General features: G+C 44.1%; 8 protein-coding genes. 2 read left to right on the plus strand and 6 right to left on the minus strand.

Annotated features, from left to right (window positions below):
* Window positions 1-161 precede the first annotated feature (161 nt).
* The 3 genes from ACQKC9_RS03375 to ACQKC9_RS03385 form a co-directional block, all read right to left on the minus strand.
* Window positions 162-6,239 carry a YadA-like family protein gene (locus tag ACQKC9_RS03375; protein WP_427620504.1) on the minus strand — a complete coding sequence of 2,026 codons (6,078 nt, stop codon included), beginning with the start codon at window positions 6,237-6,239 and terminating at the stop codon, window positions 162-164.
* Window positions 6,240-6,657: 418 nt separating this feature from the next.
* Window positions 6,658-8,286, minus strand: a complete 1,629-nt coding sequence (locus ACQKC9_RS03380) for a sensor histidine kinase (RefSeq protein ID WP_427620505.1) — start codon at window positions 8,284-8,286, stop codon at window positions 6,658-6,660.
* A 14-nt stretch (window positions 8,287-8,300) separates the two neighbouring features.
* Complete coding sequence (locus tag ACQKC9_RS03385; protein ID WP_057759848.1) at window positions 8,301-8,987, minus strand: response regulator transcription factor; 687 nt, start codon at window positions 8,985-8,987, stop codon at window positions 8,301-8,303.
* A 368-nt stretch (window positions 8,988-9,355) separates the two neighbouring features.
* Here ACQKC9_RS03385 and ACQKC9_RS03390 point away from each other — a divergent pair, with 368 nt between their 5' ends.
* Window positions 9,356-9,868 carry a Spy/CpxP family protein refolding chaperone gene (locus ACQKC9_RS03390; protein WP_427620506.1) on the plus strand — a complete coding sequence of 171 codons (513 nt, stop codon included), beginning with the start codon at window positions 9,356-9,358 and terminating at the stop codon, window positions 9,866-9,868.
* 108 nt (window positions 9,869-9,976) lie between these two features.
* On the opposite strand, the gene ACQKC9_RS03395 is transcribed toward ACQKC9_RS03390, so the two are convergent.
* The 3 genes from ACQKC9_RS03395 to ACQKC9_RS03405 are packed head-to-tail and all read right to left on the minus strand — an operon-like array spanning window position 9,977 to window position 14,225.
* Entirely contained in the window at window positions 9,977-10,330 is a 354-nt protein-coding gene (locus ACQKC9_RS03395) for a hypothetical protein (RefSeq protein ID WP_427620507.1), read from the minus strand.
* Window positions 10,331-10,378: 48 nt separating this feature from the next.
* A complete protein-coding gene (locus ACQKC9_RS03400; protein WP_427620508.1) occupies window positions 10,379-11,971 on the minus strand; it encodes a hypothetical protein in 1,593 nt (530 codons plus the stop codon).
* Between the two features lie 55 nt (window positions 11,972-12,026).
* Window positions 12,027-14,225: a hypothetical protein gene (locus tag ACQKC9_RS03405; protein WP_427620509.1), complete on the minus strand. Its 2,199-nt coding sequence runs from the start codon at window positions 14,223-14,225 to the stop codon at window positions 12,027-12,029.
* A gap of 318 nt (window positions 14,226-14,543) precedes the next feature.
* Between ACQKC9_RS03405 and ggt the strand changes: the two genes are divergently transcribed.
* A complete protein-coding gene (ggt, locus tag ACQKC9_RS03410; protein WP_427620510.1) occupies window positions 14,544-16,493 on the plus strand; it encodes a gamma-glutamyltransferase in 1,950 nt (649 codons plus the stop codon).
* The last annotated feature ends 211 nt before the right edge of the window (window positions 16,494-16,704 follow it).

A 16,704-nucleotide genomic window follows, 5' to 3' on the forward strand; every position in this document is an offset into this window, starting at 1 on the left:
TTATAAGAAATAAGCGCTTGTAAGACACAACCTACAAGCGCTTATCTTTACTTATCGGTAGCTTTATTACCTTAATTGTTTATCTTTAAGCCGTAAAAAAGCAAGACATCCAATGTCTTGCTTTTTTATAGTCTACCGATAACTACAATTGAGAGGTTTTGTTAGTCAAAATGGAAGCCTGCACCAACTGCACCGCCTACGTTGCCTTGAGTATCTGCTGTACCATTTACCTTGATGACCCAGCGACCGTCATTAGATAACTTAGAGAAACCAATTGCTACAGCACTCTCTCCGTTATAGGTACCGACACCGCCACCAATCAATGACTTACCTGCGATATAAGCCTGAGGCATTGCCGACATAGCCATTGCAGCTGAGATACCTGCATTTGCATCGTCTTCTACTTCGTCGATTTTGTAGCCAAGATCGCTCATATTGTTATTGAGTCGACTATCAAGCGCGCTAAGCTGACTATAATTGACGGCGTCTGTTGCTTCGACCCCATCGGCGACACCAGTCATACGTTGGTTACCAGCATATAGACCTTGAGACGTCATACTTGGCCCATCTTGCATACTGATGCCCTCACTATTAATAACCGTTGTCCCAACTGTGACACTATCAACGCTGATATTACCGTTTAGATCAAACTTAATACTACTGCCATCTGCTGTGGTGGTGATGTTATTACTACCAGTGAAGCTGAGGACGCTACCATCGCCAATTGGTTTGTTGATATTGGCACCACTGTCTGCGCCAAAATTGAGTCCAGCATCTAGCTTATCCGTATTGGTTTCGATACTCGTAGTATTGGTCGTGATATTGCTGGTATTCGTAGCAATATTTGTCGTATTAGTGGTAATGCTCTCTGTGTTAATTTGCACATTTTCACTAATTTCAATCGTGCCTTGTCTGATAGAAGCAATCGCACCATCAATATTGCTTTCACCCGTTCCACCAATGTCGCTGTTGGTAAAAGTACCATCTTCGGCATTGTATACAGTGTCACCACCGATAATACTACTGATACCAGCTCCTTGGGCATAAAGCTGACCGCCATTTATAGCGTCCTGACTTGTCACCGAAACTTCCCCATTTTGAACGTTGGTAATTTTGGTATTAGCGGCATCAATACCAATTTTTGTGATGCTTGGGCCACCTGCAATGGTCAGTCCATTGTCATTCATAACCGTATCACCAGTGGTTACGCTATTCAAAGTAATATCTGGGTTCAGATCAAAGCTAATATCATTAGCATTGGTAGGGATGGCTGCAGCTTGCAATGATGGACTACTATCGAAAGCAGCCGCATCACTCACTGATTTCCTAGATACCTTGATATTACCGTCTTTACTACTGAGGTCGACGGCATCTCCTTGTTTTACCATCGTAGCGATATCACCTTGAGCGGTGATGCCCCAACCTTGATCCAAGGCAATGGCGACATCTTTTAACTGCCCAACATTGACAGCATCCGTATTTAGCACACCTTCCCCAACGTTGCGAATGGTGTTGCCTCCATTGTCTAGACCACGGCTACTCAATGAGACCTGCGCAACCATTCTATTCACGCCATTTCCAACGAAGGTAAAGCCTGCATCACTCATGATGCTATTGCCTATCTGTATACTGCCATCATCTCCGAGGTCTAACTGATTATTCAGTTTCACTTGGACGCCAGTCGCAGAAGCGACAGTAGTCAGATTGTTATCTCCTGTGACATTGATGGTATCGCCTAATGCAAATTGCTGATCATTAGCACTATTGCCGTCACCAATTTTGATACCTTTAGCAATTTCATCATTAGTCATAGTGAGCTGTGCAAAGTTTACGGCATCGGTTGGGGCAATTCCCTTATCAACTTTGATAATTCTATTATTACCATTATCAAGACCTTCGTTGCTTAACGTAATGGTCTGATTAGGACCATCAGTGATGGTGACGCCTGCATTATTAAGCACCGTGCTTTCCATTCTCACGCTACCGTTTTTACCAAGCATGACATCTTCAGCCAATCTAACATTTAGATTGCCATCTTCATCAGCGATCACACCGATATTGTTTTCAGTTACGTTGGTAGCACCTCCTTGGAGTGTCAACGTTTGACCTAACTTGCGATTGACGACAACATTTGTATCATCTCCTGTAAAGTTCAGTCCTAGGTCCACTGTATTGTTGGTTGCATTTAATTGTCTAACATTGACAGCATCAGTATCTGCATCACCATCATCTACATTGATGATTCTGTTGCCGCCATTATCAAGACCTTCACCACTCACACGAACTGTACTATCAGTAAAGCTAGCACTAGTGAAAGTGACATCCTCTTTTGTAGCGACTTTAATACCACCATCCTCAGCAGTGAGAACAATGTTATCTCCTGTTAGGAAATTCGCCGTATTGTCCGTTTGGTTAAGCGTTTTAACATCAACGCCATCTATTTGAGCAACAATGGTCTGCATGGCACTGTCCGCTTTTACCAGACTGGCTTTGCTATCAGCACTTAAGTCAACGGCATAGTCGGTCATGTTGGTAAACTCGTCTTTGTCACCTGCTGTGACCGTGACGGCAGAAGAGCCTGCTGAAGCAGTAACACCATCTGCATTGACGGTATAGACATCTTGACCGTTACCACCTGTAGACTTCACAACACCCGCAATATTAGTACCTGCGGCGACCTCTGTTTTAGCAGCGGCAGATGAGCTATTTAGCTGACTAACGTTGACAGCGTCTTTATCTAAGACACCCGCTTTAACGTTTGTGATCTTTTTATTGCCAGCATTGATACCACCAGATCTGGTCATGCTTGGACCATTCAGAATGGTTAGACCATCACTGGTCAACGTGGCATTAGATGGGTTAAAAGGGTTTATACCTGTTACGGTCACACCAGCGCCACTGACTGTAGTGACGCCACCCATTGCCAGACCACCTGTGACCATGCCCAAGCGATTAACTTGAGTGCCACCAAAGATATTACCTGTGCTGACGCTGCCGTTATTACCTAGGTCTAAGTTATTGTTGAGTTCGAACGAGACATCATTACTAGTAGTGTCTTTAGAAACAGTGATATTGCTGTTTTTACTGTTGAAGTCAACTGAATCTCCAGGTTCTACAGTGCTTGCAGTGGTAGCATCACCTTGTGCACTAATATCCCAACCTCTATTAGCAGTTTCTGTCACGACGTTTAGCTGTCTGACGTTGACAGCGTCCGTAGGTGCATCACCATCATCTACATTGATGATTCTATTGCCGCCATTATCAAGACCTTCACTACTCACACGGACTGTACTATTAGCAAAGCTGGCACTAGTAAAAGTAACATCCTCTTTTGTAGCGATTCTAATGCCACCATCCTCAGCATTAAGAACAATGTTATCTCCCGTTAGGAAATTAGCCGTATTATCAGTTTTATTGAGCGTTTTAACATCAACGCCATCTATTTGAGCAATAATGGTCTGCATGGCACTGTCTGCTTTAACTAGACTGGCTTTGCTATCAGTACTTAAATCAACAGAATAATCGGTCGTGTTAGTTGTGTCATCTTTTTCACCTGCTGTGACAGTGACGGCATCAGAGCCTGCTGAAGTAGTCACACCATCCGCATTAATAGTATAGACATCTTGACCGTTACCACCCGTAGACTTCACAACATCCTCCACGTTAGTACCTGCGGCGACCTCTGTTTTAGCGGCGGCAGAGGCACTGCTGAGCTGACTGACATTGACAGCGTCATTTGGGTCTTCACCGTTATCAACATTGATAATCTTTTTGTTGGCAGCATTGATACCACCAGATTTTGTTACGCTTGGACCACCAATAATATTGAGACCATTACTAGATAGAAGAGTTTTAGAAAATGGCGTTGATACAGCGACGCCTAAACTACTAACGGTTGTATTAACTACGCTATTACCCGTTCTCACACCTAAACCATCTACAGTTGTACTAAGGTATGAGTTACCTGTTGTTAGACCTGAGCGATCTAGTGTCGTTGTATCACCAAAACCGAACGGAGAGCTTGAACCCATTTCTACACTACCGTTATTACCTAGGTCTAAGTTATTGTTGAGTTCGAACGAGACATCATTACTAGTAGTGTCTTTAGAAACAGTGATATTGCTGTTTTTACTGTTGAAGTCAACTGAATCTCCAGGTCCTACTGTACTTGCGGTAGCACTATCACCTTGTGCGCTGATATCCCAGCCTCTATTAGCAGTTTCTGTAACCACTTTTAGCTGAGATACGTTCACTGCATCCGTATCTGCTGAACCACCTGCAACGTTAATGATACGACGTTCGCTTGCAACAGCGCCTACTGAGACGGTGCCGTTATTGGCATCAGCAGCAACGTTGGTTAAGAAAGATGCGCCGCTTTGTACAGCTGCAATAGAGTTTTGACCTAAAGCCACGCTGTTTAGAGCATTTGCACTAGCACCTTTACCGAGTGCCACACCGCCTTGCGCTTTAGCTTGTGCATCGAGACCAATTGCAATGGTGTCTTGAGCCATGGCTTTTGCTTGATAGCCTATCGCAACCGCACGACTTGCGGTTCCGTTTGTGGCTCTTTGACCTATCGCCACTGAATTAACACCCGCTTTGGCCTCCTGACCACCAGCAAAGCCGTTGAATGAAGATCTTGCGCCTTCACCGATAACGGTTGCATTTGCGTTTGCAAATGCGCTCTCTCCAACAGCGGTTGCATTATTACCTTTTGCATTGGCATTCGAGCCAACGGCAAGAGCATCAGTACCTGTTACTGACGTGGTGTATGGCTGTGCACTGCTAGAACGAATAGGAAAATCAATGCCAGCAACGATAGTATCTAACGCTTTTAATTGAGATACGTTTACTGCGTCACTGTCTTGAGTACCTGCTGCGACATTTACAATTTGGCGAGTGCCATTAGTAGAGCTACCAACAGAAACTGCACCAAGGCCTGTACTATTAGTTGCTGTAATAGCTGCTTTGTCTACGACACTAGCACTTGTTGGAGCAAAGCCAACCGCACCACCTGCAACGTTAGCCACAGATTGCGATCCTAGTGCCACGCCATCTTGAGCATTAGACTGAGCGCCAGCACCCAGTGCCAAGGCCCCTTTTTCAGTAGCAGAGGCAGCCACACCGAACGCTGATGACGCGGTTGCAGCAGCATTCGCATGCGTGCCTATTGCAGTTGCAAGATGACCTGCCGTACGAGCTTTGACACCAATTGCTATGGAAGCTGCCCCGCCCGATTCAGTATTTCCTGTATATGGGTCGCTTGCATCCAGTAGATCTCGACCCGCATATTCATTAAAAACCGTATTGACTGTGCCACTGTTTAGATCAGTGCTAGTGATACTACCGTCGATATTGTATATCGATGCTAAGTTTAGGTCATCGCCACCGATGGCAATAGAAGAGCCGCCTCTTGAAACGACATTGGCACCAATAGCAATAGACTGCTCGCCACTTGCTAATGTTTGCTGTCCAAATTCAGAGCTACCAATAGCGATGGTTTGGCTGCCAGTCGCCTTTGCGTTGCCACCCATGGCCATAGCGTTATAACCTGTTGCGCCATCGTTGTTGGCATTACCAATAGCTTCAGAGTCAACACTATAATATTTGGTTTTATTGTCTTTAACTATGTTGACCAATCTGTATAGCTGCGAGCCATTAACTGCATCTTTACTCCCTGCTATCACAGCACCATTGGATACATTGGTAATTTTGTTATTGCCATTGTTTAGGCCACTACTGCTCAAAATGACACTATTGGCTGGATTTATGGCTGTAATCTTAATGCCAGAATTATCGACTAAGGTATCGCCCGTTTTGAGACTGCCATCATTCCCTAAATCGACATTTTCATCGAGCTTTATCGTTAGCGCTTTATCACGCCTATTGGCATTCACGCTGATATTTTTGGTATTGGCATCGCCAGTGACCGTCTCTCCACCCTGCACCGTTAGTGTTTGATGAAAGAATGAGTTGGTATGTATTCTAGGTGTTGGGTCGTCTCCAGCAAAGTAAGTACCCAATGCATTTGCCTGCATGCCAAAGCCAGCAGCTAGTAGCCCAAGCGCTATAGTGCTCAGACGTAACGTATGGATAACGGACAGGTTAGACGTTGTGTTGATGGTAGCGTTAGAGCTAATACTCGATTTGGAAGATTTGCCACGTCCCTTCGCGTATTCACCAACGGCGGTAAAACAACTTAGGGCTTCATTCCAGATGACTTTATAGATGCGGTTCATGATGCGTACTCCCTTACAGACTTGTCAGATTTAAAAAATCAGAGATAAGATCCATGTCAGAGAGACGATGTGACAAAATAAAACGGGTTATAAGCTTATAATAACGAGACCTTGTTCAAATAATAGTTGTAGTAGTCTTTAAGGAATAAGACGTTCTGTTTTGTATAATCTTTATCACTCTCTGTATATATTAGTATTACCGAATATATACAGAGAGACAATGCCGTTCATCTGTGTTTTGATACCGTTCGTCATTTATATTCATATAAACGAATATAATTACTTTTAATTTGTGTCTATTTATAATAAATTACGTCGGTTTTAAAAAGAGTCAGCTTTTATCTACTACTAAACATGCGCTTATACACATTACAAATACATGATAAGCGCATATTGGTTACATAAATTATTTATCTTTTTATCTGCTAGGTAGCACTATTTGAACCACCAATCCTTGGATACCATCTTGGCGGTTATGAGCATTGATATATCCTTTATGCGCCATGACTACAGCGTGAACAATAGCCAATCCAAGACCATAGCCGCCAGTATCACGATGCCGAGCAGTATCGAGCCGCACAAAGGGATGGAAAATACGTTCTAAGTCCTTGTCTGCCACACCGCCACCTTCGTCTGTTATATTAATTTGAACAGCTGGTACCTTATTGTCCATTTGTATTGCTTTGATTTCCGCAATCACTGTCGAACCCGCTGCCGTGTGCATAAAAGCATTGCGAATGACGTTTTCAAGTGCGCTATACAACTGCTCTGCATTACCTTGGACGGTCCAAAAACCTTCCAAATCATCCAACGCTGAGGCTACAGGCGGTTGCCATTGCCAATGTACGTCTTTATGTTGAAACTCAAAGCAGACATCCTCTCCGATATTGCTAATGATGTCGGATATATCGACTGCCTCACTCTCCAAATTATCGACGGTATATTGCTGCATTTGTAGGGATTGAATATGAATGATCTGCTCAATTAGCTCATTCATTCGTGTAGATTCTTTATCGATACGGTCTAGATAACGATTGGCATTGGGCGCAAAGTCTCGAGTCAGTTCAGTCGCGACATCCAGACGAGCAAGTGGCGAACGCAGCTCATGTGAGATATCACTAAGCATTTGCTTGCGTGCCAGCTCACTGTCGACGAGCCTCGTCGATAGATGGGCGACGTCTTTGGCAAGTAGCCCCAACTCATCATCGCCCATCTTGGACAGTTCTGGGTTGGCTTGATAATTACCATCAATCATACGGTGTACGGTATTTTGTACACGGCCAATTCGCTGGGTCAGCGTACGACTGAGCCATATGCAGACCAGTACACTAAAGATAACGATTAATAGCAAACGTATTGGAAAATTCCCGTGCTGTATCTCTACTACGTCTGAAAAACGCAAGTGCGGACGCAACTGTATGATGATTGACTGACCATCAGGTAGTTCAACAGACATATCAGCCAGTTCAGGACGAGTATCGATATCAGCTACTGCTGCACTACTTGCCGTTCTTGGTTTTAGGAATTTTTGCCAAAAAGACGGCTCATCTTTTGGTATCTCATTGTCGTGTTCACGCAGTCTATTGTCAGCATTGCGGCCTTCTACGCCATAAACGTTATTCTCTACTCTAGGTGGTATTTGCTGCAACGGTTGTATTGCACGATCCATTAGCTGCCGACCACTTTGCAGTTGTCCTTGCGCGCGATCGTCTTTGTCACGGTAACGCGGGAATATAATAGCGCCCTGCTCATCATAGACTCTGATTTGATTCATCAGCTGGCGGTCTTGACGATACATCTCCCTGACAGACTCCACATCACCAGCCCGTAGTGATGCGACCATCTCTTCACGCTTTATCAATAGGCTATCGATTTGCACATCCATACGAGAGGTCAGCTCTTTTTCAGCTAGCCAGCGCTCTACCACGATGGACAGTACAGAGGTAATTAAAATCGTCAGTAATAGGCTCAGGAACAAACGCCAAAACAGAGTAATGCGCACCTTAAACTTAGGTGATTTTTTGAGGGTCTGCTCAGAAGCTTTCATCGATATGTCCGTCATTACAGCACCAGTTGATAACCTTTACCACGCACCGCTTTTATTGGCTCATCGTGGAAAGGTTGAAGTTTTTTGCGTAAGCGAGATACGTGTACATCGAGGCTACGGTCAAATGGCTGCAACTCACGCTGCAAGACATTTTCTGACAGCCATGCTTTACTGACCACTTCCCCTTTTTGTTTGAGCAAGGCCACGAGCAGATCAAACTCTGTACCCGTGACTTGTAGCGTTACCCCATCTATCTGACAGGCACGTTGGTTTTGATCGAGATGCAAACGACTCTCTGGCAACGGAGTATGCTCTGATGCGGTCGTATTGGTACGTTTAATCACTGCATTGATCCGAGCCAGCAGCTCTCTAGGGTTACAAGGTTTGGTGATATAGTCATCAGCACCAAGCTCTAGACCAATAATACGGTCAATCTCTTCCCCTTTTGCTGTCAGCATAATGACTGGAATATCGATAATATTTGGTAATTGACGCAAGACACTCAACCCATCCAGTTTCGGCATCATAATATCGAGCACGAGCAAATCATAAACCGTATCTTCGTGTGCTACTGCTTTGAGTCGTTGTATGACTGCTGCACCATCATGCACGCAGTCACAGCGAATGCCGTGATTGTCCAAGTACTCTTGCAATAACTGAGTTAACTCTTCGTCGTCATCGCCTATCAGGATGTTTGGCATACTTCTCTCCTTTAATTTTTATTTATCTTTATTTACTCAATCTATAATAATCATGACGCAGTAAGTCCGCGTACAGGTGTCATTGTGATATGGTTAGCGAGATTGTCGCCATGGTATTTTTATTGCCGGTAGACTGTAGTTAACCATATTATCAGGCAAGCACTTGCCAATTCACCAGAAACGTTACCTTTCTTAATACTTCATAAATGTTCGTAACCTTTAACTGTCGTAATATACTCCTATCAACAGCAAGTATTGCATTTCTAAGATGGCTAACCATAACGAGCGATAACGTTCAACAGATGGTACTTGCGAGATAAAAATTTAGTGCTTATGAAATCAAACTCAATGTAATCAAGGATATTATGATGAAAAAATTACTATTAGGCTCAGTATTAGCAGCGTCTAGCATATTTACAGTAACGGCTTGCACCAGCGTTAACGCAACCACTGATACAACGCCAACTGCACAAATGCAAAAGAACCACAAAGATGGCGCGATGAGAGGCCCAATGTCAAAACTGGATCTAACAGCGACACAGCAAGCGCAAATCAAAGCCATCATGCAAAACAAACGTGGCGATCGCACTGCTGACCGTGCAGAACATCAAGCAGAACGCGCGCAAATGGATCAGCAAATACAAGCACTGACCAATGCTAGCACTTTGAATACTGCTGCTTTAAACCGTCTGGCCGATCAACGAGCGGCAAAAGAAAAGCAACGCTTTATCGAACGTGTACAAACACAACATGCCATCGCTCAAGTGTTGACTCCTGAGCAACGTGCAAAGATGGAACAAATGAAATCAGAGAGACAAGAAAAAGGTCGTAAGCATTCGAAAGACCGTAAAGGCCATGACAAACAGCATCAAGGTATGTAATAAGCCACTCCGGAAAAGTGTTATTTTACCCAGCTGTATACGTATAAAATGAAAAAGCGCGCCGTTGATAGGTGCGCTTTTTTATTTACTTTTTATCGTCTATATATTTTAGTTGCATCCATATTGATTGCATGAATAGTTAAAGCTATTACCATTACTATCACTACCATTATGATAAGTATAAGAACCAATCTGTTGAGAAGATTTATTCCAAGAACCACCATCAGCACTGGTACCATTAGTATATGAAGTATTACCAATTTTATTGGTACTTTGGTTCCAACTACTTCCTGTACTACTATTATAGCCAGAGGTATATGTAGTATTCCCTATTCTATTATTTGTGTATGTATTTCCACTAGCATCAGAACATGTGGAGAACGATGAGTTGCCAATACATCCCGCTTGAGCAGAGCTAAAAGTGATGACAGCAAAAAATATACCTACTAAATATTGTTTCATACCTATCCTATTCGAATGTAGAAAAATCATTTTTACGAAACTCGCTATTTACTCAACCGAACCAAAACGCTCTCTGACCATCGGCAACATGTTAAAGACCATTTTACCTACTGCCGTGCCATTACCATCTTGGTAATATTGCAGCAGCTCTGGAGCATACTTTCGTAAATCAATGCTATTGCTAGCGTTCGGCGACTGCACATTACTTGGTAGGTTAGGGAACGCCAAGTCCTTAGTGCTAACAGCGGAATACTGCTGCAACACATCTATCCTCATGCCTTTGTTGTTATTCGCTTCGCTAGTGTTATCTAACTGACGGCGTAAGTGCTCCCATTTGAGTTGACCACGTTTATCAAACCCGTATAGTTCCTGTACTTCTGTATTGGCAACGGTCTCACCCGTCGTTGCTTCCTCATTCATTTGATCTTTTATCATAGCCAGTATTTTTTGCACAACAGACTTACTGGTGAATGCCTTTGGATTTTGAATCGACTCAAACGCTGTCATCGATTCGGGTTCTTGTACCAGCTCTGGGTATTTTTCACTGATTCGATCATAGAAAATCTGCATATATTTCTGTTGCGACGCTTGATAATCCTCAAAGCTTTGTACTCGGCGAATGATTTGATCGCTTGGTAGCATAGCCGATAACTGGTGCGCGGGCAGCTTTGGAGACAGGGAAGCAAGTGAGTTAGGGGCAACATAATTAAACTGGCTGACAGGCGCCGCGTCATAAGTCGCATCTAACGCTGCAAAGTGGCTTTTGATTACTTCACTACCAAACCCTTTAGGCAATGTACCATCATCAATGGCTATTTTTAACCACTTGTTTTGCCATTTTGTACCGAGTTTATCGTCTAACAATTCTGAGTTTAGAATCGCAAAGTTATCTGCCCATAGGTAAATATCACCGTTTTTAAAATCCATATAAATAGGCTGGTTGATGCTGCTGTGATGATTACGTGCTTGATATTGCGCGCTGGCGAGCATCGTAGCCTTGCCTGCCATCGGTTGATAGATCCCTTGAGAATCGATAGAAAGCGGCTTTAGTAGGTACTCATCTAATAACTGTGCTTTCTTCCTATCTAACGGTCTTTGTTTATCCTCATAATTATCAAATAGCGCTTGATAATCTGGTGCTACTTTTACATCGCTATCGTATTGATGGTCATCCCATGCATGATAGGCAGCTACGCACTCAAAGTACGACTGCCTTATGCTGTCACGCTTAGTATCGTAATCCACCGCTAAGATATCTTTGTTTTGCTGTTCTGCTTGCAGGATTAGAGCGGCGTACGCTTGGTCATGTGCCTCTTCGCAGTGTTCATCTACATAGTCTGATACCGCCATTTTCTCCGTACCAGTATCAGTATCAGCATCTGTAAATTGTTGGTTATTGCCAATCTCAAGATTGCTATGATAGCTAAATGACTGACGACGCTGTTTTTGTAGTGCTGTTTCTAGTGTCTTTTTAGCAACGCTAGGTGCTTGTTTTACAGCCGCCGTGTTGGACTGGCCCAAACCGGTAGACTGGCAACCTGTTAACAACAGTGCCCCTGTCAAAAATGCGCTGGTCACTAGCAGATTATTTTTAGTCTTAAATGGCAGACATTGTGCAATGGTGTGATGTACTATTTTCATTTTTTATCCTTAATAGATATGAGCGTAAATGCAATGAGATGAGGTCATTTGACTTCTATTCTTCATTCATATCATCTTGAGCATCGTCAACTCGGCTCTCATCGACAGCGTCTGCGCCATTGCCATTATCGTTACCATATTCATCGCTGCCATACTCATCACTGCTATAAGCACCCTCGACACCGTTATCTTGATAGTCGTAGCGTGCATAGCGGGCCGTTTGTAATCTGTCTTTTTTCTCGCGCTGCGTAGCTATCCATGCATTGCCATCGATAGGAGGCATCGCGTCTGGACCAAAAGACTCAGCGAGCAGCGGTGTCAAGGCATGACGGTTGAAGCTGGCTTTATCGTAACGCACTTGGTTTAGCATGGTTGTGGTCGACCCCATCAAATCACCACCGATATTGACACGTTGCTGCTTGGCCAGCAGTCGATCTGAGCTGTCTAAGTAATAGTAGTTGATTTGATTAAATGAGATAGGACCGATAGCTTCGATCAGCTGCAATAGCGAACCGACATCCGCGCTTTGATAGCCTTTATTGTATAACTGCACTTTAGCAAGTGCTGTCTTTAGTGCGGCACCATCAGGATATTTATCTAGATTGGCATCTACGTATTCTTGCAGTGATTTCGTCACATATTTGAGCGTCTTACCAATCATTTCACCGCTTTGCTGACTACCGAAATAGACTTTTATTGCACGAGTCGCACCGACTTCTTTGGCAAACGCATCACCACTGATATCAACTGCGCTAAAATGTTCAGGCGCAAGCTCAGCCATGCTGTTCTGTATTGCGTTGAGCACCGCATCATAGAGCACCGCTGGTGGCAATTGTGCCGTGATACTTTCAGGCAAACCAAAGCTCACCGTATGCGAGGTCATCTGTGCTGGTAGTGGCGTATTCTCAGGGTTAACAAGTGCAACGATCGGCATAATGGCCGATGGATCTACTACGACACTGCTATTATTAAAATCAAATGCTAACGGTATCTGTATCGATGAGCTAATCGTTGGTGTGGCGTAGTCGTAGCTATAGACGCTTTGTAGTTGGCGCTGTTTGGGACGGTATTGACTGACACTATTGAATGTTAGATGCTCATACTGATAAGCATTGGATGCAGCTATTTGCTCAGGAGTGCGGTAGAACATATCAAGTATATTGCCAATCATGCCTGTAGATGACATTGGTAGGCTGCCACGATTTACCGTCTTTGTCTTAGCTTGCTGTTTTGCCATTTGCATGGCTTCATACTTTGCAGCCATTGACTTTGGACTTAACCCTGACATCCCTGAGAGCATACCTTCAGTACCGCTACTGTATTCATCATAATTATCATAGTCCTCACTACTGTAATCAGCGCTACTATAATCGTCGTTATCATAATCTGCTGTATCGTAGGCATACTCGTTATTGCTGTTGGTATCACTGCTCGTCGGCTCATTCTCCCCCGCTTCCGCCAATATAGCAGCAATGGCTCTTCTCTCTGCTTCAGCTTCTGCTCTAGACTTATCATAATCACTAGGATAGCCGGACTCTATCGAATCTTTTGCGTCATCATAATCGTAGTTAATACCCTCTACCACACAGACTTCATAAGCATCATCGTCTTCGTTTTCATTGCATTTATTCGACTCTACACCTACCGCTGCTACTTCTGCTCTAGCCTCAGCTTGCGCCTCATCATCGCTACTATCATACATACCCTCAGGCTGATACACATAGGTTTCTATAATCGTTCTGAGCAAGCTACTAGATCCTGCGTCAATACTATTTGGGTCAATGAATGGTGTTGAGCGATAGTTGGCTGTGGCGACTGCGACATGCTCGGTCGCCAAGTGCTGACGAATGGCTGCAAGCAAGTGTGATTTGGCTTGGTTTTCGGTATTTGGATACTTCTCTTGATCAAATAGCTGCTCATAACGCGCGGCTTGAGCATTTTGACTGGCAGTAAAGGCTTGACCCTGACGTTGGCTCTGCGCGGCATCTGCGACACTAAAGTCCATCATAGTACTAGAGCCGCTGCTATTCGACGACAGATTGGAAGATGAGCTGGCTGGAGTTGATTGGCAACCTGCGAGTACAAGTGAAGCACTACCAACCATCAAGGCGATAGACGTCAATTTACTGGTTAGATATAGATGACCGTTATTATTGTTACCATTATATTTTTTATGATCAGTGGTAGATAAATAAGCAGGCGCAGTCTCAGAGTAGCGCTGTCGATTGCGGTTATTAATATGATGTGATGACATAGTAATCTCTTTGTATGAATAGACAGTCGATAATGAGTGTACAGTGGTACCGTTATTTATATCACAAGACATTACAATTTAGTAATATTAGCGAATATTTTTAAAGAACTTCTTCATTCATAAGTAATCTTCTCTATATAACGGCTGTTTTATAATCAGCTTCAGTTATTTGAAATGTAGCTGATACAGCCAAGCGCTATAAAAGCGTACACCACAAAAGATAATAAACAACTTTCTACTATTTCATATTTTCGTTACTATTTAGGCTCATCTATTTCCTAGCTCTATTCTCTCCACTCGCGTAAAAAGGACTTTGCGATGTCACAGTTATTATCTCGCCACCATCGAACCGCTCAGCAGCGTAAACCAAAAATTAATACCTTACTCAAATCTAGCGTCGTGCTCATTACCAGTACGCTACTACTATCTATATCCGCACAGGCTGTAGAGCCAACGACCTCAACAAGTAACGCCACGGTCAACAATACATCAATCAACACCAGTGCCATAAACTTGGCCATCATGGCTGATAGTCCAACGGTATTATCTGAAACCAAGCGCATCACGCGAGCGAAGACAAATACCCTTAACACCACATATAGTAAAGCCAATAGCGACCAAGCTATTTACTCTGAAGACGCCATTCATCATCCAGTTTGGGCGAAAAACGGCATGGTCGCTACCCAAGAAGCGCTTGCTTCTGACATTGGTCTACAGATTCTAAAAGATGGCGGTAATGCAGTAGATGCTGGCGTTGCAGTGGGTTTTGCCCTAGCAGTAACCTTGCCGCGTGCGGGTAATATCGGTGGTGGCGGTTTTATGATGATTTATGATGCCAAGCAAGGCAAAACGGTGGCGCTTGATTACCGTGAAAAAGCACCAAGTAGCGCCTCACGCGATATGTACCTCGATGAAGCAGGCAATGCTGTCAGCGACTTATCTCGCTATCATGGCTTGGCAGTTGGCGTACCAGGGACAGTAGCAGGACTACTAAAAGCATTAGAAGAGCATGGTACGATGAGCCGCGAGCAAGTTATGGCACCAGCGATAGCACTGGCTGAAGACGGCATAGAAGTCACCGCTGGCTTGTCAGAGTCACTCACGGCGTTGAGTGATCGCTTACAGAAATGGCCAAGTACCAAAAAAGTGTTTTTTAAGCCTGATGGCAGCGCTTATCAGCCGGGTGAGCGGTTAAAACAGCCAGAGCTTGCACGTTCGCTAAAGCTAATTGCCGCACAAGGTGCGGATGGGTTTTATAGGGGTGAGACTGCTCAAAAACTGGTCAAAGCAGTCAATGAAGCAGGCGGCAGCATGAGCCTGCAGGATTTAGCCAATTATCAAGCCATCGCTCGCGAACCTGTCAAAGGCGACTATCGTGGCTATGAGATTGTCTCTATGCCGCCGCCCTCTTCTGGTGGTATTCACATCGTGCAGATTTTAAATATCTTAGAAGGCTATCCGCTCAAAGACTACGGCCAAAATAGCGCCCAAACCATTCATTTAATGGCGGAAGCGATGCAACTGGCTTATGCAGATCGTGCTGAGTATCTGGGAGATGCTGACTTTATCGATGTACCTGCCAGCGGCTTAACGTCACAAGCCTACGCAGACAAACTGCGTACGTTGATTGATCCCAATAAAGCCACGCCAGCTGCCACTATCAAAGCAAACAATCCTCTGCCGTACGAGAGTGATCAGACCACACACTTCTCTATCGTCGATAAAGACGGCAATGCGATAGCCAACACCTATACGTTGAACTTCTCTTATGGTACTGGTCTCGTTGCGGACGGTACAGGCATTCTGCTCAATAATGAAATGGATGATTTCTCTGCCAAACCAGGCGTACCAAATGGCTACGGTCTACTTGGTGGCGACGCCAATGCGGTGGAAGCCAATAAGCGTCCATTGTCTTCTATGAGTCCAACGCTCGTATTCAAAGACAGCAAACCTTACATCGTCACGGGTAGCCCAGGTGGTAGCCGTATCATCACGACTGTCACTCAAATTATCTCTAACGTCATCGACCATGATATGAATATCGCTGAGGCAACACATGCGCCGCGTATCCATGATCAATGGCTACCTGATGAGATTCGAGTGGAAAAAGCACTGAATATTGATACTGTCAAAAAGCTCGAATCAATGGGTCATACGGTCAGTCCAAAATCCGCGATGGGATCTACGCAATCGATCATGCTCACACCAAACGGTATTTATGGATCGTCTGATCCACGTATTGTCGATGCAGCGGTGGTTGGTTACTAAAAAACTGACTTTAATTATCAATCACATAGCCCTCTATACCTCGTTATATTGAGGGCTTTTTGCTGTTGTCTATAACCGAGTTTTTACATCTTAATGACTTAACTCACGCAGATTAAACCCTTTGAACCTGTGGCTGTCTGCGGCAAATAATGCTATTATTGACGACCCCATTTAAAACGTATCAATATGGCTATCGAGGTCTTATCGGCCT

The organism is Psychrobacter sp. NPDC078409 (assembly GCF_050268505.1).
Lineage (GTDB): Bacteria > Pseudomonadota > Gammaproteobacteria > Pseudomonadales > Moraxellaceae > Psychrobacter.